The sequence below is a fragment of the Shouchella hunanensis genome, assembly GCF_028735875.1.
GTDB classification, from domain to species: domain Bacteria; phylum Bacillota; class Bacilli; order Bacillales; family Bacillaceae_D; genus Shouchella; species Shouchella hunanensis.
The window spans coordinates 1,987,921-2,010,374 of the sequence record NZ_CP117834.1; the positions used below are offsets into that span (position 1 = coordinate 1,987,921).

Annotated in this window: 26 protein-coding genes; 18 read left to right on the forward strand and 8 right to left on the reverse strand. The window is 41.2% G+C overall.

Features of this window, described 5'->3' with window-relative positions:
* Positions 1 to 22 precede the first annotated feature (22 nt).
* Entirely contained in the window at positions 23 to 421 is a 399-nt protein-coding gene (locus tag PQ477_RS10210) for a cytidine deaminase (RefSeq protein WP_060704177.1), read from the reverse strand.
* A gap of 255 nt (positions 422 to 676) precedes the next feature.
* Between PQ477_RS10210 and PQ477_RS10215 the strand changes: the two genes are divergently transcribed.
* The 4 genes from PQ477_RS10215 (at position 677) to PQ477_RS10230 (ending at position 5,840) form a co-directional block, all read left to right on the forward strand.
* A complete protein-coding gene (locus PQ477_RS10215) occupies positions 677 to 3,112 on the forward strand; it encodes a heavy metal translocating P-type ATPase (RefSeq protein ID WP_274273567.1) in 2,436 nt (811 codons plus the stop codon).
* A complete protein-coding gene (locus tag PQ477_RS10220; RefSeq protein WP_274273518.1) occupies positions 3,102 to 3,914 on the forward strand; it encodes a DUF8832 domain-containing protein in 813 nt (270 codons plus the stop codon). The genes PQ477_RS10215 and PQ477_RS10220 overlap by 11 nt, the downstream gene beginning before the upstream one ends.
* Before the next feature lie 36 nt (positions 3,915 to 3,950).
* On the forward strand, positions 3,951 to 4,157 hold the full coding sequence (locus PQ477_RS10225) for a copper ion binding protein (protein WP_060704176.1): 207 nt from the start codon (positions 3,951 to 3,953) through the stop codon (positions 4,155 to 4,157).
* A gap of 285 nt (positions 4,158 to 4,442) precedes the next feature.
* Positions 4,443 to 5,840 (forward strand): L-cystine transporter, encoded by a 1,398-nt coding sequence (locus PQ477_RS10230; RefSeq protein WP_055737164.1) that lies wholly within the window; start codon positions 4,443 to 4,445, stop codon positions 5,838 to 5,840.
* Between the two features lie 18 nt (positions 5,841 to 5,858).
* On the opposite strand, the gene PQ477_RS10235 is transcribed toward PQ477_RS10230, so the two are convergent.
* The 4 genes from PQ477_RS10235 to PQ477_RS10250 all read right to left on the reverse strand — a co-directional run bounded on the left by PQ477_RS10235 (position 5,859) and on the right by PQ477_RS10250 (position 9,164).
* Complete coding sequence (locus tag PQ477_RS10235) at positions 5,859 to 6,635, reverse strand: YibE/F family protein (RefSeq protein WP_035392857.1); 777 nt, start codon at positions 6,633 to 6,635, stop codon at positions 5,859 to 5,861.
* Positions 6,632 to 7,750 (reverse strand): YibE/F family protein, encoded by a 1,119-nt coding sequence (locus PQ477_RS10240; RefSeq protein WP_274273519.1) that lies wholly within the window; start codon positions 7,748 to 7,750, stop codon positions 6,632 to 6,634. Before PQ477_RS10240 ends, PQ477_RS10235 begins: the two co-directional genes overlap by 4 nt.
* Positions 7,751 to 8,103: 353 nt before the next feature.
* Positions 8,104 to 8,637: a GNAT family N-acetyltransferase gene (locus tag PQ477_RS10245; RefSeq protein WP_144557770.1), complete on the reverse strand. Its 534-nt coding sequence runs from the start codon at positions 8,635 to 8,637 to the stop codon at positions 8,104 to 8,106.
* Between the two features lie 266 nt (positions 8,638 to 8,903).
* Positions 8,904 to 9,164: a hypothetical protein gene (locus PQ477_RS10250; protein ID WP_035392853.1), complete on the reverse strand. Its 261-nt coding sequence runs from the start codon at positions 9,162 to 9,164 to the stop codon at positions 8,904 to 8,906.
* Positions 9,165 to 9,486: 322 nt separating this feature from the next.
* Here PQ477_RS10250 and PQ477_RS10255 point away from each other — a divergent pair, with 322 nt between their 5' ends.
* Together PQ477_RS10255 and PQ477_RS10260 are read left to right on the forward strand one after the other, a co-directional pair.
* Entirely contained in the window at positions 9,487 to 9,624 is a 138-nt protein-coding gene (locus PQ477_RS10255; RefSeq protein ID WP_187204341.1) for a hypothetical protein, read from the forward strand.
* Between the two features lie 87 nt (positions 9,625 to 9,711).
* On the forward strand, positions 9,712 to 9,915 hold the full coding sequence (locus tag PQ477_RS10260; RefSeq protein WP_035392851.1) for a hypothetical protein: 204 nt from the start codon (positions 9,712 to 9,714) through the stop codon (positions 9,913 to 9,915).
* Positions 9,916 to 9,970: 55 nt separating this feature from the next.
* On the opposite strand, the gene PQ477_RS10265 is transcribed toward PQ477_RS10260, so the two are convergent.
* Entirely contained in the window at positions 9,971 to 10,570 is a 600-nt protein-coding gene (locus PQ477_RS10265; protein ID WP_144560394.1) for a nitroreductase family protein, read from the reverse strand.
* Between the two features lie 159 nt (positions 10,571 to 10,729).
* Between PQ477_RS10265 and PQ477_RS10270 the strand changes: the two genes are divergently transcribed.
* The 12 genes from PQ477_RS10270 (at position 10,730) to rbsB (ending at position 20,225) form a co-directional block, all read left to right on the forward strand.
* Complete coding sequence (locus PQ477_RS10270) at positions 10,730 to 11,164, forward strand: GNAT family N-acetyltransferase (RefSeq protein WP_035392847.1); 435 nt, start codon at positions 10,730 to 10,732, stop codon at positions 11,162 to 11,164.
* Between the two features lie 102 nt (positions 11,165 to 11,266).
* On the forward strand, positions 11,267 to 12,334 hold the full coding sequence (locus tag PQ477_RS10275) for a tartrate dehydrogenase (RefSeq protein ID WP_274273520.1): 1,068 nt from the start codon (positions 11,267 to 11,269) through the stop codon (positions 12,332 to 12,334).
* 199 nt (positions 12,335 to 12,533) lie between these two features.
* On the forward strand, positions 12,534 to 13,124 hold the full coding sequence (locus PQ477_RS10280; protein WP_148297206.1) for a CPBP family intramembrane glutamic endopeptidase: 591 nt from the start codon (positions 12,534 to 12,536) through the stop codon (positions 13,122 to 13,124).
* Positions 13,125 to 13,369: 245 nt separating this feature from the next.
* Positions 13,370 to 13,675 carry a hypothetical protein gene (locus PQ477_RS10285; protein WP_060704170.1) on the forward strand — a complete coding sequence of 102 codons (306 nt, stop codon included), beginning with the start codon at positions 13,370 to 13,372 and terminating at the stop codon, positions 13,673 to 13,675.
* 36 nt (positions 13,676 to 13,711) lie between these two features.
* Positions 13,712 to 13,870, forward strand: coding sequence for a hypothetical protein (locus tag PQ477_RS10290; RefSeq protein ID WP_274273521.1), 159 nt, complete (start codon positions 13,712 to 13,714; stop codon positions 13,868 to 13,870).
* An 8-nt stretch (positions 13,871 to 13,878) separates the two neighbouring features.
* A complete protein-coding gene (locus PQ477_RS10295; protein WP_274273522.1) occupies positions 13,879 to 14,421 on the forward strand; it encodes a hypothetical protein in 543 nt (180 codons plus the stop codon).
* A gap of 141 nt (positions 14,422 to 14,562) precedes the next feature.
* Positions 14,563 to 15,534, forward strand: a complete 972-nt coding sequence (locus PQ477_RS10300) for a LacI family DNA-binding transcriptional regulator (protein ID WP_144557782.1) — start codon at positions 14,563 to 14,565, stop codon at positions 15,532 to 15,534.
* Between the two features lie 10 nt (positions 15,535 to 15,544).
* Positions 15,545 to 16,432 carry a ribokinase gene (gene rbsK, locus PQ477_RS10305; RefSeq protein ID WP_144557784.1) on the forward strand — a complete coding sequence of 296 codons (888 nt, stop codon included), beginning with the start codon at positions 15,545 to 15,547 and terminating at the stop codon, positions 16,430 to 16,432.
* Between the two features lies 1 nt (position 16,433).
* The gene (gene rbsD, locus PQ477_RS10310; RefSeq protein WP_035392841.1) at positions 16,434 to 16,820 is read left to right on the forward strand and encodes a D-ribose pyranase; all 387 of its coding nucleotides are present in this window, start codon (positions 16,434 to 16,436) and stop codon (positions 16,818 to 16,820) included.
* A gap of 13 nt (positions 16,821 to 16,833) precedes the next feature.
* Positions 16,834 to 18,333 carry a sugar ABC transporter ATP-binding protein gene (locus PQ477_RS10315; RefSeq protein WP_144557786.1) on the forward strand — a complete coding sequence of 500 codons (1,500 nt, stop codon included), beginning with the start codon at positions 16,834 to 16,836 and terminating at the stop codon, positions 18,331 to 18,333.
* Positions 18,320 to 19,264: an ABC transporter permease subunit gene (locus PQ477_RS10320; RefSeq protein WP_035392840.1), complete on the forward strand. Its 945-nt coding sequence runs from the start codon at positions 18,320 to 18,322 to the stop codon at positions 19,262 to 19,264. The genes PQ477_RS10315 and PQ477_RS10320 overlap by 14 nt, the downstream gene beginning before the upstream one ends.
* 22 nt (positions 19,265 to 19,286) lie before the next feature.
* Positions 19,287 to 20,225, forward strand: a complete 939-nt coding sequence (rbsB, locus tag PQ477_RS10325; RefSeq protein WP_274273523.1) for a ribose ABC transporter substrate-binding protein RbsB — start codon at positions 19,287 to 19,289, stop codon at positions 20,223 to 20,225.
* 110 nt (positions 20,226 to 20,335) lie between these two features.
* On the opposite strand, the gene PQ477_RS10330 is transcribed toward rbsB, so the two are convergent.
* Together PQ477_RS10330 and PQ477_RS10335 are read right to left on the reverse strand one after the other, a co-directional pair.
* On the reverse strand, positions 20,336 to 21,448 hold the full coding sequence (locus PQ477_RS10330; protein WP_144557788.1) for a glycerol dehydrogenase: 1,113 nt from the start codon (positions 21,446 to 21,448) through the stop codon (positions 20,336 to 20,338).
* A gap of 269 nt (positions 21,449 to 21,717) precedes the next feature.
* On the reverse strand, positions 21,718 to 22,359 hold the full coding sequence (locus PQ477_RS10335; RefSeq protein ID WP_274273524.1) for an SOS response-associated peptidase: 642 nt from the start codon (positions 22,357 to 22,359) through the stop codon (positions 21,718 to 21,720).
* Positions 22,360 to 22,454: the final 95 nt, after the last annotated feature.

Genomic DNA, 22,454 nt, shown 5'->3' on the forward strand with positions numbered 1-22,454 from the left:
CACCCCTCCTATTATGTTAATTTCACTCAAATGCCGCATGCCAATGGTGAGGTTGAAGTTCTTTCAATGTTTTAAAAATCAAGGCTTGTTCTTGATTGGATACGGCGGCTTTTACCCCATATCCCCAATAAAATAGTCGTTCTTGACATACTCCACAAGGAGATAAAATTGTAAGGGGAGAGTGCTCATCTTCTCGCATAAGACAAAGAGAATGGGTCACAGGACGGTTTAATTTATGAGCTTCTAATATAGCGCCAGTTTCCATACATAGTTCTGTTGAAGCAACGACTACTTCTGGTGCGATGCTTGTTAAAATCCTTCCATTATCTAATGCAAGAGCGGCGGCTCCTCCCCAGCCAGTAGGATAACGGTCATAAATAAGGGTTGCTGCTGCATCAAAAAGTTGTTTTTCAAGTGTCATGTTTGCCTGCTTCCTTAACCCTTTTAAATAAGGTTAAATGTCATTTTCTCAATCATACCATTTTTTGATCAATTGCCTGAAAGGTTGAAAGGTGTAGATTACCGATAAGAAAAAGGGAATAGTCTACTCTCTCTTGTATACCGTAGGGGGGTATGTTATGATTGGTGTGTGAAGAAACATGACTATTTTACGGATAAGCTGTTTAACATGATCAGAACGGATCATTGACATTCTAGTGAAGAAGGAGGCGGAACGATTGTGGAAAAAGAAGTCTATATACCAATAGAGGGTATGACGTGTGCGGCGTGTGCTAACCGGATTGAAAAAGGATTAACCCGACTGGATGGCGTTGATAAGGCAAATGTTAACTTTGCGACAGAAAAAGCAAAGATACGCTACCACTCAGAGAAAATAACCCCAAAGGCATTTGAAGAAAAAATTCAACACCTAGGGTACAACGTTAATAAGGAAAAAGTTGTTTTTGCTATTACTGGTATGACGTGTGCAGCGTGTGCAAACCGAATTGAAAAAAAGCTAACACGAATAGACGGTGTTTCAAGTGCGAGCGTTAATTTTGCCGTTGAGAACGTCACTGTTGAATACAATTCAAGTGAAGTGACTCCAGTTGATTTAAAAGAAGCAGTAAAAAAGATTGGCTATACGTTAAACGAACAAGACTCAAATGAAGAAACAGCTGACTATCGGGATAAAGAAATTCGAAATCAAACAGGGAAATTTATCTTTGCGGCGATTTTATCGTTGCCACTGTTATGGACAATGGTGACGCATTTTGAATTTACATCCTTTCTCTATATGCCTGACATGTTTATGAATCCATGGGTGCAGCTTGCTCTTGCTACGCCTGTCCAATTTATTGCTGGAGCGCAATTTTATAAAGGAGCCTATAAAGCGCTCAGAAGTAAGAGCGCCAATATGGATGTCTTAATTGCGCTTGGAACGACCGTCGCTTTCTTCTATAGTCTTTTCTTAGGCTATGAATGGCATATTAATGGGCAAGTAGGGATGCCTGAACTTTACTTTGAAGCAGCCGCAGTCATCATTACGCTTGTTATTTTAGGGAAGCTGTTTGAAGTGCGTGCAAAAGGTCGAACAGGGAAAGCAATTGAAAAGTTACTCGATATGCAAGCGAAAACCGCACGTATAGTGCGAGATGGTTTAGAAGTGGAAGTCCCTGTAGAAGCGGTTGTTGTTGGTGACACGTTTATTGTTCGTCCCGGCGAAAAAATACCAGTAGATGGAGAAATTGTAAAAGGAAGTTCTGCCCTTGATGAATCGATGATTACTGGAGAAAGTATTCCTGTTGATAAAAAGCCAAAGGATGTTGTTATCGGCGGAACAATCAATAAAAATGGAACGCTAACGGTGAACGCAACCAAAGTGGGAAAAGATACAGCTCTCGCGCAAATTGTAAAAGTGGTTGAGGAGGCGCAAGGTAGTAAAGCTGATATTCAGCGCGTTGCCGACCGAGTGTCAGGCGTATTTGTGCCGATTGTCGTGCTTATTGCAGTAGGTTCTTTTCTTGCATGGTATTTCCTAATTGAGCCGGGAGATGTCCGTTCTGCTCTCGTGCCACTCATTACGGTACTTGTAATCGCTTGTCCGTGTGCCCTCGGACTGGCAACTCCAACGTCTATTATGGCGGGATCAGGAAGAGCTGCGGAAATGGGTGTTCTTTTTAAAGGTGGCGAGCATTTAGAGCATACGCGGAATATCCAGACGGTCGTGCTTGATAAAACAGGAACAGTAACAAAAGGTGAGCCAGAGTTAACGAATGTAGACATTGTAAATGGAACGGAACAGGATGTATTAGCACTTGTAGGTGCTGCTGAGAAACATTCTGAGCATCCACTTGCTAAAGCGATTGTTGACGGCATAAAGAAGCGAGGCATCTCTATTCCAGAGCCGGAACAGTTTACGGCGTTGCCTGGATTTGGGGTAGAGGCCCAAGTGGATGGTAAGACCCTTTATATTGGAACAAGAAAGTTAATGAAGCAGCATCAACTTGATAGTCAATTGATTGAAGAAAAGATGGCAACTCTTGAAACAGCAGGGAAAACAGCGATGGTAATCGCGATTGACAACGAGATAGCAGGCCTTATCGCTGTCTCAGATACGGTTAAAGACACGTCAAAAGCAGCGGTAGCACGGATGAAGTCCCTTGGGCTAGAGGTTATCATGCTAACAGGCGATAACGAAAAAACAGCGACGGCCATTGGTAATCAAGTAGGTATTGACCGCGTCATCGCTGAAGTCGTTCCAGAGCAAAAAGCGGATGAAATAAAAAAGCTTCAGCTAGAAGGTAAGAAAGTGGCTATGGTTGGAGATGGAATGAATGATGCACCTGCATTGGCTGTAGCGGATGTTGGAATGGCGATTGGTACAGGAACTGATGTAGCAATCGAAGCGGCAGATGTGACGTTAATGCGAGGCGATTTGCAAAGCGTGGCTGACAGCATTCAACTTAGTGAAAAAACGATGCGAAATATTAAACAAAACTTATTCTTCGCATTTGTTTACAATTCAGCAGGTATTCCAATTGCTGCCGCGGGGTTATTAGCACCTTGGGTAGCTGGGGCAGCGATGGCATTTAGCTCGGTTTCAGTCGTCTTAAATGCGCTACGTTTACAACGAATGCGCTTTAAGAAAGAAGGTGATTCTCGTGAACAGTAAGGCATGGGTGCTAATTGGAATTGCTTATCTTATTTTGGTTGTGACAGCATACGGTTTAATTACGGGTGAGAATATTTTTCAAAGTGGCACGATGCACGAGGCACACAGTGAAGAGCTTGGGCAGGAGCCTGATGTGAATCACAATGAACATGAAGGTCAGGGAACGGATGAATCACAAGTCCTAACACATGTAAGGTACCAAGATGACCAATTAATGATCCACCTTGAAGATGAGGAAGGGAACCCACCTGAGTTAGAAGTCTCTCATGAACAAGAAATGCATGTGATTGTGGTGTCCAATGACTTGGAGAAGTATTTGCACCTTCATCCTGAAAAGCAAGGTGAAGGGGTGTTTGTTATCAACCAATCTCTTGCTGACGGAGAGTATCAGATTTTTGTTGATGTATCACCGAAAGGAAAAATGTATACTCCTTCTGCAAATGCTATGCAAGTAGGCGAAGCACCAACGGCGAAAACTCAGTTGGAAAAAGATGTGGTTTGGACAAAAGAAGTCGAAGGCAAAACGGTCACGCTGGAAGCGGTTGAAGCCAAAGTTGATGAACCCGTCCAACTTGTGTTTGACTTACACGGTGAAACGCCTGAGCCGTATTTAGGTGCACTTGGTCATGTCGTCATTTTAGATGAAGCAGTAGAAGCGTTTATTCACGTTCATCCAGTTAGTCATGACGATACACGCTTCGATGCTCATTTTACTCAGTCGGGCACTTATAAGCTATGGGCAGAGTTTCAGTATCGCGATGAAGGAGTTATCGCTTTTCCTTTTGTGATTGAAGTCAACTAAGGAATAGACCAAAGAAATAGAATGGAGGAACAATAAATGAAAACAATTGAATTAAAGGTAAGTGGCATGTCTTGTGGACATTGCGTCTCAAGCATAGAAACTGGCGTTGGAAACATGAATGGTGTTGACAACGTGACTGTTAAGCTAGATGAAGGGCTTGTTACGATCACGTTTGATAGCGATCAAGTCAACAAGGGGATGCTCAAACTAAAGATAGAAGACCTTGGTTACGACATTCAGTAAACGATGGTGAAAAGAAGCGAAAGATCCGAATCACCTTTTGGTTCGGATTTTTTTGCTATTTGCATAGACATCATATAGGAATACATTGCTAGGCTAGTCAAACGGATTTGTCCATTGTTTAATAGGAATAGACCTCTAGTTTTGTAACTGGTAAAATGGTACTCGCTACACTTAATAAAAAAATTGATATAAATGAAGAATGTCTAGTTGACTAATCGGATTTAAAGGAATAAAGTAAGTGGTAGAAAAAAAGAAACGTTTTTAATAGTATAGGGAGGGTTATGGATGGATGTTGGTTTAACGATTGCGGTTGTAGCATCAGTTGTAATCGTCGCTGCAATCCTTTTTTGGATGCAACGAAAGCATTTATCGTTTTCAGTACGCGTATTAACCGCTTTAGGAGCAGGGATCGCGCTTGGCTTTATTTTTCAATTTTTCTTTGATCCAGAATCAAACGTTATCGTAAATGCGATGGATTGGATAGGCATTGTTGGAACAGGTTATGTTCGCTTTTTACAAATGATTATGATGCCGCTTATTTTTGTGGCGATTTTATCTGCCTTTACACGGATAAAAGCTGCAAAAGAGGTAGGCAAGATTAGCGGACTTGTGATAGGGATGCTCGTTGTCACAACGATCATCGCAGGTGCGATTGGATTTACGTCTGCTTCCGTGTTTAATCTAAGTGCAGACGATATTCAGGTGGGTTCCGCTGAACAAGAGCGGGGTCTGTCAATGGAAGAGCGTTATGACACGATGGAAAGCACAACCATTCCTCAGCAAATTGTTCAGCTTATCCCGACAAACCCATTCGCTGATTTAACAGGAGCGCGACCAACGTCAACATTAGGTGTGGTAATCTTTGCAGCATTTTTAGGAGTTGCTTACTTAGGTGTTCGTCGTAAAGAACCGCAAGCTGCTGAGATGTTTGAAAAAATTATTGGTGCAATATTCTCCGTTGTGATGCGTGTTGTGACACTTATTTTACGCTTAACACCATATGGGGTACTCGCCATTATGACCTCTACTGTAGCGCAAAGTGATTTAGGTGCTGTTATGACATTAGGAACGTTTGTTATTGCTTCCTATGTGGCATTAGCCGCTGTTTTCCTTGTGCATTTACTCATTTTATTATTTATGGGATTAAGCCCGGTGCAGTATTTGAAGAAGGCATTTCCAGTGTTGGCGTTTGCGTTTACGTCACGAACAAGCGCAGCTGCTTTACCGATGAATATTCAAACACAAAAGAAATTAGGCGTACCAGAAGGAACGGCGAATTTTGCGGGATCATTCGGTTTATCAATTGGTCAAAATGGTTGTGCGGGTGTTTATCCAGCTATGCTTGCGTTTATGATTGCACCGACAGTAGGACAAAACCCGTTTGAACCTGGTTTTATAGCGATGCTACTTGTTGTGATTGCCATTAGTTCATTTGGCGTTGCTGGTGTAGGTGGCGGAGCGACGTTTGCCGCAATTCTTGTACTTGCCGCGATGGATTTACCGATTGCGTTAGCTGGGTTGTTAATTTCAATTGAACCGCTAATTGATATGGGACGTACAGCTGTAAACGTGTCTGGAAGTATGATATCCGGTATTTTCACATCAAAAGTGAAAAAAGATTTGAATGTGGATGATTATAAAGATGATTCTCTTCGCATTGATGTATCTGAAGAAGCAAGTTAATGACGAAGACCGCAACCCTTAAGGATTGCGGTCTTTTTTTCGACTTTCATGAACGAGGTGCAGGGCGCTCAGGATTGCTGTAATTGGAATAATGAGTGCAACCCCAATTCCGGCACAGAAGATCGTGATCAGTTCGTTTGCAAACACTTTTGCGTTTACCATTTCGCCTAGTGTATAGGATAAGTCTTTAAACCAAATTAAGAGTGCGAGCTGTCCGCCAAAAAACGCAAAGAATAAGGTGTTGGCATTCGTTCCTAGAATATCCCGTCCAATTTTCATTCCGAAGAGAAATAGACGTTTTACATTCGCATCTCGATGCTGCTTGTATAATTCTTGCATTGGAGACGTAATGGAGATTGCCGTATCAGCAATAGCGCCAATTGTACTCATCACAATGACGGAAGCGGCAATTTGTGTGAAGTCGAGTCCGATTAAAATGGAAAAGGACCCAAGCTCTTCAATTTCTTCCTCACCAAACCCTTGAATCATTGTATGGTTCGTTACAAAAGAGATAAAGACTAACAGAACCCCAATTGTCAGCATTGTTGAGACAAAGGCTGTAATGGACTTACTGCTCCATTCATTAATAATAAATAGGGTTGCAGCGGCAATTAAGGTACAAGCAATAAACGTTATCACCAACGGATGCGCCTCGGGGTTTGTCATAAAGACAATTCCACCGAAGAGAATGATAAAATTTAAGAACAAGACGGCAAAAGATCGCGCCCCTTTTTTACCACCAACGGCAATCATGAGGATGAATAGAAGTACTGTTAAAACGGTAAGAACATTCAATGTTTAGCCCTCCTTTTACGGACGAAATAGAGGGACAAATAGAGGCCAACAGGAATGGCTAGAACAATGCCAATCCCCGCCACTAATGCGCGTGCCAATTCTAACGATAAATTAATCGATACGATAAATTCTAGCGGTGAATGGTTTTTAAAATAGAGAAGGATACTTGGAATCGATCCACTTATGTAAGCAAAGAACATAATGTTGATCATTGCTCCCATTACATCTCGTCCCACTTCCAATCCTGAAGCTTTCAATGTGGCTTCATCAATGGCTTCGTTTTCCTCGTACATGCCAAAAATAGAGGCGGACATCGTAATGGATACATCCATCACTGCCCCTAATATACCGATTAACACCCCAGCCATAAAAACAGTGTGATAGGGTCGGGTTAAAAACTGCATCTCTTCAAATCGTAGACCATTGTTATTCAATAGAGTTAGGACAACGTAAGCGAACGTCATTGTAATCGTAGTGACGATGAGCGTTGAAAGAATTGCTGTATACGTTTTTTCATTTGCTCCATTTACAAGTAGTAAGGTTATCACTGTGAAAAGGATAGAGCTGACCGCGCAAATGACCAGCAACCAATCGTTAGATGCTTGTAAATAAACGTCTAGGGCGATTGATAAGATGAGGCCATTCACACCTAATGATAGAGCAGAATAGAGTCCTTGTCGTTTTCCAACTGCCATGAGCACGAATAAAAACAGCCATGCAACAATAACGAGGTAATGGTCGCGCTTCACGTCGGTAATGGAACCCGACAGCTCTTCTTCTTCAAACGAATCAATCCAAATAAAGACATCATCCCCAGGCGCAAATGCTTGGTCATATGCTCCGGAATCAGAATAGTGATTTGCTAGTGTAATAGCTTGACCTTGATGCTCTCCATTTTGAATTTTTGCGGTAATGGCCTGCGAATAAAGCGTATCTTCATTGCCGAATTGATCGATGACATGCTCTTCTTCATAGCTGGTCACATCGGTTATCGTCGCAATAGGTCTTTCATAAAAAGAATAATTATTCAATACAAACAGAATAGAGGAGACTGCTAGAAGAACAAGCACTATCATCCATATAAGTGATTGTTTCTTGACATTTTTTCGGTTCATGTTAAAGCCCGGCTTTCTTTTTTCAATTCTGTTTACTTTATCAAGTGTACTAGAAAAGGTCAATTTTAAAAAAGAGGCTGGGACATAACTGAAAGTAGTATTTGAAAAGACGAATAGTCTAAAATATGCTGAGTAGCACCGCTACAGGAGAATCCTTCGCTTTCCGGGGACACGGCCTCAGCCTCCTCCGTGGCAAACCACCACTCCAGAGTCTTCAGACACGTGCTGATCCCCCAGGAGTCTTCGGATTCTCCTTCCGCTAATTTTCATATAAAACAAACGACGAACGTTCCTATATTCAGGAATGTTCGTCATTTTGGTCTGTCTATCTACTTTTGTCCCAGCCTCGTGCTCTAATTGTTGTTCCATTCTTCTCTTAAGATGCCCATGCGAATGGAATCATAGTAGTGGCCATTGAAGTAACGGACGTTACGAATTCGACCTTCCATTTGCATGCCGAGTTTTTCTGCTACACGAATCATCCGTTTATTTCCAGACCAAGTTGTTAAGCCCAGTCGAACATGATCCGTTGTTCGAAAGAGGTGGTTCATCCACAGCTTTAAAGCACGGGTACCTAAACCATGACCCCAATGCGCCCCCTGGTAAAAAATGATTCCCATTTCAAGCCAAATCTTTTGTGCATCTTCATAGTAAAAGCTGACTGTTCCGCAGATCATGTTATTCACTGTGACCACCCAACAATCATCCTGGTTTACCCAGTTTTCACTTTTGTGCATAAAAGCTTCATAAGCAATCGGGCTATGAGGAAAGTATGGAGCATCCCATTGTTTCCATTCTGGATTTGCCTCTTTATAAATAAGTTCCCACAGTGTCGTTAAATCATTTTGCTGAATTGGACGTATGGTTAGCTCTTCATCTGTATACATTCGTTTCCTCTTTTCTTGAGTCAAGTGAAGATAATTGAAAAGAAGGTGCTCTCTTGCTTTTCATTCCCCTTTGTATATGTAGGCTGTTTCATCATACTCATCCCTAACTTCGTAAATCTTGTCATGTCAATGGATGAAAGAAACAACAAAAGAGGGGAGAAGAGAGCTGTCAAGTTTGGAGAGCGGCACGCGTTAAGTGCGATCTGCGATCAATAAGTAAGTAGGATATAAGCTGTCATGCAGCTCTCAAAAAGTGACATAGTACATTATGATATTTTTAATGATTTTGCTAATCGACGGACAGCTTGTAGTTCTTTGTAAGATATTAATACAGAGCGAAAAACACGATTCCGTATTGAAATACTTTGATGGAGTGGCTTTTCTAATTCAGGATAAGACGATGTCACATAATAAATTAAATCGGCGTAAGATAAATCCAGTTCTTTGCATGTTTCGTGTTTTTTTAGCAAATGGTTTTGAATTTTGTTAATCAACATAAACGCAGTTTGATTTTGTCTATGGTTCATCAATAATCCCCCTTTAGTTAAAAAGCATAACAAAAAACAATGACTTCAATCAATACCCGGTCTGGTTACTAGATAAACTGCTTTTTAAAAAAGTACATGTGTAGAAGCATTCAGACGTTGGATCTGACGATTGGTGAGGTGGATACCTAAGCCATTCAGAGCTACTTATATGAAAATGTGTGAATCGAGTTAAGGCAGCCTTCTGCTGTTTCAATTTAAATGGTTCTATGAGATACTTAGTACGTTGACTTAAAAGTGGGCTAATTTTGAGAGGTGTGATCCCTTAATGTACAAAGTAGAACGTACTGTCAATGGGGTAACGGTGACCTTCAAGGACTCAAACAGCCATTTGGATAAAACCTTTAATGATCCTGTTGCCGCGAAATTGTTGGCAAAGAAATTGAACTTAGACTTAATTATCGCAGATAACGACGAATGGCGAGTTGTAAATTATTTATAAATAGATACAGGTGGCTGGCTGTATGAACCTTCAAGTGATTTCACTTGGAGGTTTTATTTTTGTGGTAAGGGCTATAGGTGGTTAGGGTTGGAGGTGTTTGCGGTGTCTGGACATTGGGTAAACTATTTTATTTTGCTTTTACCGTATTTGTTGATAGGTGTACTGATCGGTTATTTTGTAGAAGAACCAACCGTTATTTTACTAATCGTTATGGCTCTGTTTTGGCTCATGCTGTTGGGTTGGATTTGTATTGAAAAGCACAAATCGACTCGGACAAATCAAACAAAATAAAAAAGGATGCAACACGGTTTGTTTGCATCCAATCACTTTGTCACTCATGAAGTGCCTATTTCACTACTTTTACCCTTGCATCGATTGAACCAAAGTCTTTTTCACCTGGTGTATGTGCAGGTTTTCCGAATGGCATCTGTGCGCGTAATTTCCATTCTTTTGGAATAGACCATGTCGAAGCAACCATTTCATCAACGAGTGGATTGTAGTGCTGTAAAGACGCACCTAGTCCTTCGATTTCAAGTCCAGTCCAAATCGCATATTGCAACATACCTGAAGACTGTTCTGACCAAACTGGGAAATTGTCTGCATAGAGTGCAAATGACTCTTGTAGCTGTTCAACGACACTCTGATCTTCAAAGAACAATATTGTTCCATAACCGCCTTTGAACCCATCCATTCTTGCTTGAGTGGATGAGAAGTCCCCATCACCAACAACTTCTTTAAGAATTTCTGTCGTCTTCTCCCAAAAAGCATCATGCTCTTTATCAAAAAGGACAAGTACACGCGCGGATTGGGAATTAAAAGCAGAAGGAACGTATTTTACTGCATGTTTAACGATGTCCTCCACACGTTCTTTTGAAACGATTTCTTCTTTGCCAACGATATGGTACGAGCGGCGATTTTCAAGTGCCTTATAAAAATCCGTCATAATCAATCTCTCCTTTACTCTTTCCATTTAAGGTTAAGCGATTTTGCTGTTTTCTATTCACTACTCTTGTTAGTATATAAAGAAGACCAGAAGGATGTAAGTACGCACATTTTTGTAAGAAAGTATCCAATATGAAACCATGCAAAGAAAGAGGGGCTAGTCATGGAGTTTTTGTCGTTAAAGGGTATACCAAGTAAGCGAATCGTAAAGGATATCTGTGATTTACATCGAGAAGTGTTCAATGAGGATCGTCAGTTGAATGAGCGTATGGCGCATAAGCCAAATTTAGATGTGCAACTCGCTTATGAGGATGAAACGTTAATCGGCTACAAATTGGGTTATGAGCAAAATGCCACCACATTTTACAGCTGGTTAGGTGGCGTAAGGTCAACCTCTCAAGGAAAAGGAGTAGCGCTACAATTAATGAAAAATCAACATACGAAAGCAAAGGAAGCAGGTTACGAAAAGGTCGAAACAAAATCGATGAACCGTTGGCGAAAAATGTTGCTACTTAATATTCGCTTTGGGTTTGATGTGACGGCAGTAGAAGAAAACGAAACAGGTGATTCTAAGATTATCTTGCAGAAAGTTTTATGAGCATTCGTTAATGACATTTTACACAGGAGGCGGCATTCGTTTCGTAACAAAAGGGATAAATTCGTGTAGAAGTAGAGACTAGACAATGTGGGAGGAAACGTGATGAAACAGTTTGATATTGCAAGTATTCCTGGAGATGGTATTGGGATAGAGGTTGTTCCGCAAGCTGAACGTGTTTTGAGAGCGGTTGCTGATGTGCATGGGGGATTAGCATTCCAATTTCAATCGTTTCCGTGGAGCTGTCAGTATTACATAGAACACGGTGTAATGATGCCAGATAATGGATTGGAGCAATTGAAACCATTTGATGCCATTTTTTTAGGAGCGGTTGGTGATCCAAACCTTGTCCCCGATCACATTTCACTATGGGGCCTTCTTATTCAAATTCGCCGTGAATTTGAACAAGTGATTAATATGAGGCCAGCAAAACGACTTGATGGTATTCAATCGCCATTACAGAACCCTAAAGACTTTGATCTTGTTGTTATTCGTGAAAACAGTGAAGGTGAATATAGCACGGTTGGCGGTCGTATTCATAGCAAAGAAGATGAAGTAGCCATTCAAAATGCTGTATTTACACGAAAAGGCACGGAACGAGTGATGCGTTATGCGTTTGAGGTTGCAGCAAAACGAAAACGATTTGTGACGAGTGCAACAAAATCAAATGGGATTGTTCACTCTATGCCTTTTTGGGACCAAGTATTTAAAGAAGTAAGTGCAGACTACCCTGCTATAAGAACCGAATCTCAGCATATTGACGCATTAGCTGCGTTCTTCGTTACAAGACCGGCTGACTTTGATGTCATTGTGGCTTCTAATCTTTTCGGAGACATTCTAACAGATATCGGTGCTGCCATTATGGGGAGCATTGGTATTGCACCAGCTGCAAATATCAATGTGAATGGAAACTATCCATCAATGTTTGAACCGGTTCATGGTTCCGCCCCAGATATAGTTGGGAAAGGATTGGCTAATCCAATCGGCCAAATTTGGACAGCGAAAATGATGCTGGACCATTTTGGAGAAGAGGAACTTGGAACGTTTTTATTAGATGCGATTGAACGCGTCACAAGGAAAGGCACCATCACCAAGGATCTTGGCGGTATCCATTCAACAGAAGAGGTAACAGATGCAATCATAAGTGAATTGCATACCGCTCGTTCTGTATAGAGAGGTGTAGGTACTAGCTTTATTTTAAGGGGAAATGGGTATACCTTCTTTAGAATTTCTGTTAAAAGGGGAAAGACGAATAGCTGAGTAAACAGGACAAGCGGCCCTGAAAAAAAGGTTGGTTTTTTACAGGGCAGTTTTTTCTGTTGAAATCAAGTACAATGGTGAAAATAGTACGTGTCAAAAAAGGAGAGAGTTTTTGTTGACCTATGAAGAAAAACAACTCCAATGGGCAATTTGGCAAGGATTTTTTTTGTTAATTCTAATTGGACTTGGTTTCGTTCTTGTTTTTCGTTTTGGAGAGATGATACCTTTTCTCCAGTCTCTTTTTATTAGTGAAAAGTATTCTCTAGCACTTCAATTACCCGCTGGTGTAGCCATTGGTCTTTTAGTTGGGTTTGTAACCCTTTCTCTATTAAAATGGACGAACACAACATTGCCAGAAAATGAGTTAGCAGATTTATTGCGCACAATCCTTTCAAAGCCAGTCGGGTTTGTACCGGTTGTAATCGGCGCGCCTCTTGTGGAAGAATTTTTGTTTCGTGGTGTATTTATTGGGCTCTTTCTGGACGTAGTTCCGACGTGGATTCTGTTACTTGTTAATGCTCTTTTATTCATGCTCGTACATGTCCCTCAATACAAAGGCATGCCAATTCTTCATGGCATCATTTTCTTCGTCGGCTTGTTACTTGCGTATTTGTTTATCGTAACGGGGGCGCTCATCGTCTCCATTCTCGTACACGCTGTTTACAATCTAGTTGTTGGAATGGCTATGAGAAGAATGGCATAACGTTCAGAGGGGAGTGTTTCTTATCTAGCCCTCTTTGATTCCTGTTAAACTGAAATGATAAAGGACTCAATCCATAAGCTCCTCTCTCAGTGGCTTCCTTAAAGAGCCAATAACCCAATTCGTGTTCTTACTTCAGTCTTCTTTTAATCCACCCAATACAGAATAAGATAGGTAAGGGGATCAATTAAAATAGAGGATTGAGTGTAAGGAAACATGGGTAGCAAAAAAGGGAGAGGGTGTTCAAAATGGATGTGTTTATGAATGTTGGTATGCTGCTTCCGTTTGGAATAGCTATTCTAGGTTGGATTTTAGTCGTGCTTTTTCGACGTCAACCAACGAAAATCGTTTGGATTGGCATAAGTAAGCTTGTTGTTGCTTTTCTACTATTTGTGTTGTTTATTCTAGGTGAAGAATCACAAACAACTGAAACGGGACTTGGTATGACCGGCGCTCGTTTTTTAATCGTTCTTTTACCGAGTGCAATTATGACACTTGTGTTTGCTTTTACTCAGCAATATAAAGTCAAGCGATCAGAGGATAATGGAAGGTAATTTAACGGAAATAAGTAAGGGAGAGGAGTAAGGAGAATGTTGGATGAAGATGAGATAGAAATTGTTGAACGAGAATTGGCTTTTCTTGAACGTCTGAAAAAAGAAAGATGCCAACCTTCTTGTATGTTCATTCCTACAATTAATGAAGAGATAAAGGAAGTAAGGCGTGCAGTGATTTCGTCGAAAAGGAGGTAATATACTAGATGAATCAGCATCAAAGAGACGTGCTTGTCAAACTAGTGAACGCATTCCATTCAAAAGGCGTCTCATTTGGAATTGGTGGCTCTACACTTCTATTTCATCACTCTATCGTTAAAGAAACAAATGATATTGATCTTTTTATTGATTTGGCAGATGAAAAAAGCGTTCAAGAGGTGATAACTCAATTAGGTGATGAAAAAAAAGCCAGTTATAAAAAACCATTCCAAACGGAAGTCTTCAAACGCTTCACAATAGCAGGTGTTTCAATTGATATCATGGGTGGTTTTGCAATTGAACATGAACAAGGAGTGTATCGTTTCTCGTTTGACTCGTCGGCAGTCACATTAGAAAAAGGACATACTCCTTATATGCAGCTTGAAGACTGGTACGTTTTTTATTTGTTGATGCCAAATCGTGAACAGAAGGTGTTGATGGTAGAAGCTCATTTTCGCACTGAAGGAGTGGAGAAAGTGGACAGGCTTCAACGTGCCCTGATGCAGCCGCTTCCAATTGAAGTGAAGCAAAGGATAATGGAGTGGCTATGAATAGCGGCGTTTTTCTTCGAGAAAGAAGAGAACGCTTTTTTTAGTGAAAAATCACATAACCATTACATAATTTAGAAATTGACAAATCATTTAGTCTAGGAATATACTATCTGTAACCGGTTACACATTAAGGGGTAAAACATGACAACGATTAAAGATGTAGCAAAATATGCGAACGTTTCTGTAGCTACAGTATCGCGTGTATTAAACAATAAAGGTTATGTGAGTAAGGAAGCTGAAACAGCAGTACAGAAGGCGATAACAGATCTTAATTATCGGCCAAGTGCAGTTGCTCGCTCTCTTTACGATAAGAAATCAAGAATGATTGGTTTATTGATTCCTGATATCGCCAATCCATTCTTTCCTGAGATCGCCCGTGGAATTGAAGATGTTGCATTAAAGGCTGGTTACACTGTCGTACTATGCAATACAGATAATCAAGTAAAAAAAGAAGCACATTACTTAAATACATTAGAACAGAAGTATGTAGATGGTATCATCGTTGCAACGGGTGTTGGGGGCTACGAGCACTACAAAGCATTAAATGTACCCATCGTTGCGTTAGACCGTTTCATTAGTGAACATGTACCAACTGTAACCGTGGAAAACAAACAAGGTGCAAAGCTTGCAACAGAATATTTAATTCAAAAAGGTTGTATGCATATTGCGCATCTTCGGGGCCAGACTGGTTTAGTGACTGCTGATGAACGATACCAAGGGTTTAAAGAGACGGTTGAGCAGTTTGGAAAGCGACATACCGTTCTTGAAACAGGCTTTAATAGTTATAGAGCAGAAGAGATGGTTCGAGTATTACTAGAGCAGCATCCAGAGGTTGATGGAATTTTTGCAGCGAGTGATGTGGCTGCTGCAGGGGCGATGAAGGCGGCTCATACAATGAAGCGAATGGTGCCAGATGACTTGCAAATCATTGGGTTCGATGGCATCTCCTTTGGTGAAATGTTGAGCCCGTCGTTAACTACAGTAAAACAGCCAATTTATCAAATAGGTGAAAAGGCCATCTCGTTATTAATCGATCAAATTGAAAACAGGCCAATAAAAACATTTCAGTATGTGTTTCCGCCAATTATGCACATACGTGGAACAACAAAGTGAGGAATTCAATATGCGTAAGCCAAAGGTAACCGTCATTGGAAGTATCAATATGGATATGGTCACGACTACTTCTAAAGTGCCAAACCAAGGAGAAACCATCTTAGGAGATGCATTTCAAACAGCATTTGGTGGGAAAGGAGCCAATCAAGCCGTTGCAGCGGCACGTTTAGGTGCAGATGTAGCGATGATCGGTCGAGTAGGTGACGATCCCTTTGGTCAGCTTCTGTTAAATGGTCTTGAACAAGAAGGAATCTGTATAGACAGTGTGGAACCGGTTACAGGTGAAAGCTCCGGTGTAGCGACCATCTTACTTTCTGAAGGTGACAATCGAATTATTGTCACACCCGGAGCCAATCGGTGCGTTGATTCCGCTTATATTGAATCATTTCGGGAACTCATTGTACAAAGTGATGTGGTAGTCATTCAGCTAGAAATTCCACTTCAAGCTGTCGACTATGCCGTGACAATCTGTAGTGAGGAAGGGGTGCCAGTTATTCTTAATCCAGCACCTGCTCAAACACTCTCAGTAGAAACATATAGGCGAGCGACTTATCTAACACCAAATGAGAGTGAATACAATGAACTTTTCACTACTTTTTATGAGGAGTTGGAAGAAAAACTTATAGTCACACAAGGCGCAAATGGTGTGCAATGGTCTGAGGATGGTGAACGAAAGCGAATAGCAGGTCACACAGCATCTGTAGTGGATACGACAGGTGCTGGAGATACATTTAACGGGGCATTGGCCGTTGCCCTTGCTCGTAAGGAATCTCTAGAAGAGGCGATCACGTTTGCGAATGCTGCGGCTGCCTTGTCAGTTCAAGCTTTTGGTGCCCAAACAGGCATGCCAAAAGAAGAACAAGTAAAGGCATTCTTAAACAACACTGGAGGGATTTAGAATGAAAAAGACAGGTATTTTAAACCGAGATATAGCGCGTATTCTTGCGACCCTCGGTCACACCGATCACATTGTTATTGCTGATTGTGGGTTGCCAATTCCTTCTGGAGTAGAGTGCATTGATTTATCGTTACGAAAAGGATTTCCTTCTTTTACTGACGTGTTAGAGGAAGTACTTGAAGATATGGAAGTAGAGGCTATGATAGCAGCTGAGGAAGTGAAAGATCAAAATCATATCTATACAGCCATTGAAAGCAAGGGTATTCCTACTTATTACTTACCCCATCAAGACTTAAAAATTGAAACAGCAAAAGCGAAAGCTGTCATTCGAACGGGTGAAGTAACGCCTTTTGCTAACGTTATCTTGCGCGCGGGCGTCTTATTCTAAGGGGGACAAGCCTTTGATTGTTGAAATGAACAGGATCAGCAAAGCATTTAGTGGAAATCAAGTGTTAAACGATGTTTCTTTCACGCTCGAAAAAGGTGAGATTCATGCACTAATGGGTGAAAACGGTGCTGGGAAATCTACGTTGATGAAAATTTTAACGGGCATTTACCCAAGGGACAGCGGGGACATCACGGTAAAAGGAAAAGACGTTTTCTATACTCATCCTAAGGACGCTGAAGATGATGGCATTACAGTTATTCACCAAGAATTAAATATTTTGCCTGAATTAACGGTGGCGGAAAATTTATTTTTAGGTAATGAACAAACGGTCTGGAAAACAGGCTGGCTAAAAACGAAAGAGATGAATCGTCTAGCGGAGCAACAATTGGCTGATTTAGGGTTACATGTAAAGGCGACGGAGCGTGCAGGCAATCTGTCAGTCGGCAAGCAACAAATTATCGAGATTGCAAAAGCGCTCATGACGGAAGCAGATGTCATTATTATGGATGAACCAACAGCAGCGTTAACAGATCGAGAAATTGATACGTTGTTTGAGGTCGTTCGAGGCTTACAGAAAAAAGGTGTAACGTTTGTTTATATTTCGCACCGAATGGAAGAAATCTTTTCCCTCTGTCAGCGTATTACGGTTTTAAGAGATGGAAACTATGTTGCAACAAAAGTGATCAAAGAAACCGATTTTGATGAGATTGTTCGTTTAATGGTGGGACGAGAGCTCGGTGGACGTTTTCCTGACTATGATTTACAGCCTGGAGAAGTGAAGCTAGCAGTAAAGGAGATCTCTCGTGAAGGCGAATTTGAGAACATTACATTTGAAGTGCGAGCTGGAGAAATTTTTGGCATAGCAGGTTTAATGGGTGCTGGTCGTTCAGAGGTTGTTGAGAGTCTTTTTGGCTATCGAGGGATAGACAGCGGATCAATGGAATTAGATGGTAGCCCCGTTTCATTTAGAAAGCCTATTGATGCGATTGAGAAAGGAATTGGTTTCGTGTCTGAAGACCGCAAATCAAAAGGGCTAATCGTTGATTTTTCTATACGTGATAACATTAGTTTGACAAATTTGAATGCGGTTTCAACGTCGGGTATTATGCAACGAACGAAGGAACAACAACTTTACGAGTCATTGGTTACGAAGCTTGGTGTACGTACATCAGGACCTCATCAGCAGGCGAAATCACTAAGCGGAGGCAATCAGCAGAAAGTGGTAATCGCTAAGTGGCTAGGGATTAAACCGAAAGTGCTTATTTTAGACGAACCAACTCGAGGTGTTGATGTTGGGGCAAAAAAAGAAATTTACACCATTATGAATGAGTTAGCAAAACAAGGTGTCGCAATCATTATGGTGTCTTCTGAATTGCCAGAAGTGATTGGCTTAAGTAGTCGTGTTGGCGTGATGTTTGAAGGAAAGATGCTAACCATTTTAAACCGAGACCAATTATCAGAAGAAGCCATTATGCATGAAGCCACTGGAGGAGAGAAACATGTTCGACAATAAAAAAGCAAAAGCCCTCGCGGCAACATTAGGACCGTTTATTGGTTTGTTTTTAATCATTCTCGTTATTAGTATTTTGAATCCGAGTTTTCTATCTACAGCGAATCTCTTAAACGTTTTACGCCAAGTTTCCATAAATGCTTTGATTGCGTTTGGTATGACTTTTGTTATTTTAACAGGTGGAATTGATTTATCTGTAGGTGCAATTCTTGCTTTTTCAGGAGCGGTAACGGCAACTATGCTCGCTTCAGGTGTCGACCCGGTTCTAGCCATTCTGGTAGGGTTACTAGTAGGTGCAGTTCTTGGTGCCATTAACGGGATTATTATTGCTAAGGGAAAAGTGGCTCCTTTTATTGCGACACTTGCCACAATGACCATTTATCGTGGCGCTACACTCATGTTTACAGATGGACGTCCCGTGTCTGGTCTTGGAGATTCAACTCTGTTTCAAATGATCGGTGGTGGCTACTTTTTTGGCATTCCGATGCCTGCCATTACCATGCTCATTAGTTTCGTTATCCTGTATCTTATTCTTAAGAAAACAACGTTCGGTCGCAGAGTCTATGCGGTAGGTGGAAATGAAGAGGCTTCCATTTTATCAGGAATAAAAGTTGATCGAATAAAAATATATGTGTACTCGTTAACCGGTTTTTTGGCAGCGGTTGCAGGGGTGATACTAACATCCCGGTTAAATTCTGCACAGCCTACAGCAGGTACGATGTATGAACTTGATGCTATTGCCGCTGTTGTCTTAGGTGGTACGAGCTTGACCGGAGGAAGAGGTTGGATTGTTGGTACACTGATTGGTGCGCTCATTATTGGCGTATTAAATAATGGGCTGAATTTACTTGGTGTCAGTTCGTTTTTCCAGCAAGTTGTAAAAGGAAGTGTCATTTTACTTGCAGTCTTACTAGACCGCAGAAAAACAGCTTAATTAAACTAAGGGAGAGATTGGGATGAGAAAAATAAGTCTAACAGTGGCAACAATGGGTTTAGCAGCATTTCTTGGAGCATGTTCAATGGATTCACCGGGGTCAGATGATGCAAATAACAGCAATGGTTCTGGAAACGGAGAAGAGAGTGGCGAATTCACTGTCGGCCTATCTATTTCAACTTTAAACAATCCGTTCTTTGTTACACTAGAGGACGGAGCAATTGAGAAAGCAGATGAATTAGGAATTCAAATTGAAACAGTTGATGCACAAGACGATAGTTCAAAACAAGTGAATGATGTAGAAGATCTCATTCAGCGTGGTGTCGATTTAATTCTCATTAACCCAACTGATTCCTCCGCAGTAGCAGCGGCTATTCAATCAGCAAATAATGCTGGGATTCCAGTGATCACCGTTGACCGAGCTGCTGAAGGTGGAGAAGTTGTGACCCACATTGCTTCTGATAACATAGCTGGTGGGGAAATGGCTGGTGACTATTTACTCGAGCTTGTAGGAGAAGGAGCACAAGTTGCTGAATTAGAAGGAATTCCAGGTGCCTCTGCTGCTCGAGAACGAGGAGAAGGTTTCCATAACATTGCAGAAGAATCACTTGATGTCGTAACAAGCCAACCAGCCAACTTTGATCGGGCAGAGGGGTTGACGGTAATGGAAAATATTCTTCAAAGCAACCCGGATATTGTCGGTGTATTTGCTCATAATGATGAAATGGCTTTAGGCGCATTAGAAGCGATTTCAGCAGCTGGTCGAGATGATATTGTTGTTGTTGGATTTGATGCAACAGATGATGCAGTTGCCTCTGTTGAAACCGGTGGACTTGCAGGTACTATTGCTCAGCAACCTATTCTAATTGGTGAAGAAGCTGTACAAGCGGCGTACTCTGTATTAAATGAGGAAGAGATTGACGATTTTATTCCCGTAGAGCTTGAGTTAATACGTCAATAAAAAGGATGTACACCCCCTCTTAACGAAGGGGTGTTTTTTTATGAAAGTAGAGCATAGAAAAACGCTACAATCAGTAGCCTAGCATGAGGCAACTGACGTAGCGCGTTGAGTTATTTATGGCTTTCACGATATGCAATGGAATACTGATCGGCAGCGATCATGGCATCAACAACATCATCCACGCTAGGAACACTTGGCATGTTGTGGCTGCTTTCCCCTTCTTGAAGAGCGGTTTCAGCAACTTTCTTTAAATCCTCGCGATCAATGTCTTCAATGTGAAGGTCTTTAAATGTCGTAGGCAATTCTAGTTGTTGAAGAAGGGAGATATAACGATTCACTTCTTCTTTGTCACGTGCTTCATAAGCGAGCTGGGTTAAAATACCAAAAGCAACCTTTTCCCCATGGCTCTTTTTATGAATGTCCCCATCTAAGACAGTAAAGCCATTGTGAACGGCGTGGGCAAGGGCTAGGCCGGCACTTTCAAAGCCAAGTCCACTTAGCAACGTATTAGCTTCCACAATTTGCTCAAGGGCATACGAAACAACTTGACGTTTATTTGATTCATAAGCGAGTAAACCATATTCAAATAAGGTTTGCTCGCACTTTTCAGCAATCGCTTTACCAGCAATCGTTGCTTGTCCGCCTGCCATCGTTGTACCTCGTGCTTCTAAGCTAGCTCGTGCTTCTACCCAAGTAGCTAGGGCATCTGCAATACCTGCAGCAAGAAAATGGGGTGGTGCAGCTGCAATGATCGCCGTGTCGAGCAATACAAGATCTGGATTTTTGTTATAGAAACGATAACGCTCGAAAACACCTTCATCTGAATAAATAACAGATAAAGCACTTGTTGGCGCGTCAGTAGAAGCCGTTGTTGGAATCACTGCACAGGCAGCGCCTTCTAACGAATCTCGAACACCTTTTGCTGTATCAAGGGTTTTTCCACCACCGACTCCAACAATAATATCAATGTTATTGCTACTTGCTTCTTTGCTAATTCGTTCAATTTCTTTGGCAGAGGCTTCACCCTCGAACGTAATTTCCATTACGTCTAGATCATGCTCTTTGAGGCTTCCTGCAACTCGATTCCCTGCAATGTCCCATACGTTTTTATCAGCAATGACCATTGCTTTTTTTCCAAGTTGAGAAATATATTCTCCTGCTTTATCTAATGTATGACGACCTTGAACATACTTACTAGGACTGATAAATATTTTTTCACTCATTGTTCTCTCACTCCTCTAATACAACCTTTAATGCTAAGATTCCCCGACAATCAGAGAAGTAAACAAGGAAAATAGTCAGGTACTTAGATGTTTAATTCGATAAAGAACGGATATGGTGACTATTTGAGTCAACTAGTGTTGCGCAGTTGGTTATGAAGTAGGTAAAAAAACGCATGTGGTGCCGAGACCATTTTAATCGGAGGAAATGGAAGAAAGATACAAGTTAGGTTGAAGCAAAAAATAAGCTTCTTCTCAAAAAAACTGTTTAGTTAGATCGTCGAAAATAAATCGGTCTCGTTGCTGTTATGATGATTGATTTTCTGTAAAATGAATGAGTTTTTCTCTATTGGTTTTAGGAGGCTCATTAGCTGTTGCTGGTTGGTAATGCTAGAATCAAGCCATGCTTGTCGGTTCCCTTCTGTTAATAATACTGGCGCGCGATTGAGTGTCAAACCACTTGTACTTGAAGTAATAATGGTGCAAGAGTAAATTGTTTGATTGGTTTCTAGGTTTTTCCACGTATCCCATAGTCCAGCAAAAGCCATGATTTCTTGATGAAGAAGTTCAATCTTGTAAGGGTGCTTTGTACCATTCTTGGTTTGTCGCCATTTATAAAAGCAACTAGCGGGAATAATGCAACGATTTTTTTGGAGTAGAAATTTAAAACTCCTTTTTGTTTCAATGGTTTCAGCCCGTGCATAAGCCATCTTGTTGCCCACACCTTCGTGTCTTGCCCAATAGGGGATAAGGCCCCAACCCATAAGGGATGCCTTGAGTTCTTTATTGTCCGAAATGGTCAAGACCGTTTGGGAAGGGGAATAAATTGAGTGTTTGCTAATGGAAGGAAAGGATACTTCAAATTCGGTTTCTAACTCCTTAATGGAATGAAAAAGAGCAAAATGGTTATACATGAATTCACCTCTACAACATAGTGCTCTTAGTTTTTCCACGTAAGCTTCTTTTAAACAAAAAAACGCGTAGGAATAGGTATTCCTACGCGCATACA

What these genes read in the sequence shown, in the direction of transcription:
- PQ477_RS10210 (WP_060704177.1), bottom strand. Translation starts at nt 421, where the DNA reads ATGACACTTGAAAAACAACTTTTTGATGCAGCAGCAACCCTTATTTAT.
- PQ477_RS10225 (WP_060704176.1), top strand. Translation starts at nt 3,951, where the DNA reads ATGAAAACAATTGAATTAAAGGTAAGTGGCATGTCTTGTGGACATTGC.
- PQ477_RS10230 (WP_055737164.1), top strand. Translation starts at nt 4,443, where the DNA reads ATGGATGTTGGTTTAACGATTGCGGTTGTAGCATCAGTTGTAATCGTC.
- PQ477_RS10240 (WP_274273519.1), bottom strand. Translation starts at nt 7,750, where the DNA reads ATGAACCGAAAAAATGTCAAGAAACAATCACTTATATGGATGATAGTG.
- PQ477_RS10245 (WP_144557770.1), bottom strand. Translation starts at nt 8,637, where the DNA reads ATGTATACAGATGAAGAGCTAACCATACGTCCAATTCAGCAAAATGAT.
- PQ477_RS10250 (WP_035392853.1), bottom strand. Translation starts at nt 9,164, where the DNA reads ATGAACCATAGACAAAATCAAACTGCGTTTATGTTGATTAACAAAATT.
- PQ477_RS10270 (WP_035392847.1), top strand. Translation starts at nt 10,730, where the DNA reads ATGGAGTTTTTGTCGTTAAAGGGTATACCAAGTAAGCGAATCGTAAAG.
- PQ477_RS10275 (WP_274273520.1), top strand. Translation starts at nt 11,267, where the DNA reads ATGAAACAGTTTGATATTGCAAGTATTCCTGGAGATGGTATTGGGATA.
- PQ477_RS10285 (WP_060704170.1), top strand. Translation starts at nt 13,370, where the DNA reads ATGGATGTGTTTATGAATGTTGGTATGCTGCTTCCGTTTGGAATAGCT.
- PQ477_RS10290 (WP_274273521.1), top strand. Translation starts at nt 13,712, where the DNA reads ATGTTGGATGAAGATGAGATAGAAATTGTTGAACGAGAATTGGCTTTT.
- PQ477_RS10295 (WP_274273522.1), top strand. Translation starts at nt 13,879, where the DNA reads ATGAATCAGCATCAAAGAGACGTGCTTGTCAAACTAGTGAACGCATTC.
- PQ477_RS10300 (WP_144557782.1), top strand. Translation starts at nt 14,563, where the DNA reads ATGACAACGATTAAAGATGTAGCAAAATATGCGAACGTTTCTGTAGCT.
- rbsK (WP_144557784.1), top strand. Translation starts at nt 15,545, where the DNA reads ATGCGTAAGCCAAAGGTAACCGTCATTGGAAGTATCAATATGGATATG.
- rbsD (WP_035392841.1), top strand. Translation starts at nt 16,434, where the DNA reads ATGAAAAAGACAGGTATTTTAAACCGAGATATAGCGCGTATTCTTGCG.
- PQ477_RS10320 (WP_035392840.1), top strand. Translation starts at nt 18,320, where the DNA reads ATGTTCGACAATAAAAAAGCAAAAGCCCTCGCGGCAACATTAGGACCG.
- rbsB (WP_274273523.1), top strand. Translation starts at nt 19,287, where the DNA reads ATGAGAAAAATAAGTCTAACAGTGGCAACAATGGGTTTAGCAGCATTT.
- PQ477_RS10330 (WP_144557788.1), bottom strand. Translation starts at nt 21,448, where the DNA reads ATGAGTGAAAAAATATTTATCAGTCCTAGTAAGTATGTTCAAGGTCGT.
- PQ477_RS10335 (WP_274273524.1), bottom strand. Translation starts at nt 22,359, where the DNA reads ATGTATAACCATTTTGCTCTTTTTCATTCCATTAAGGAGTTAGAAACC.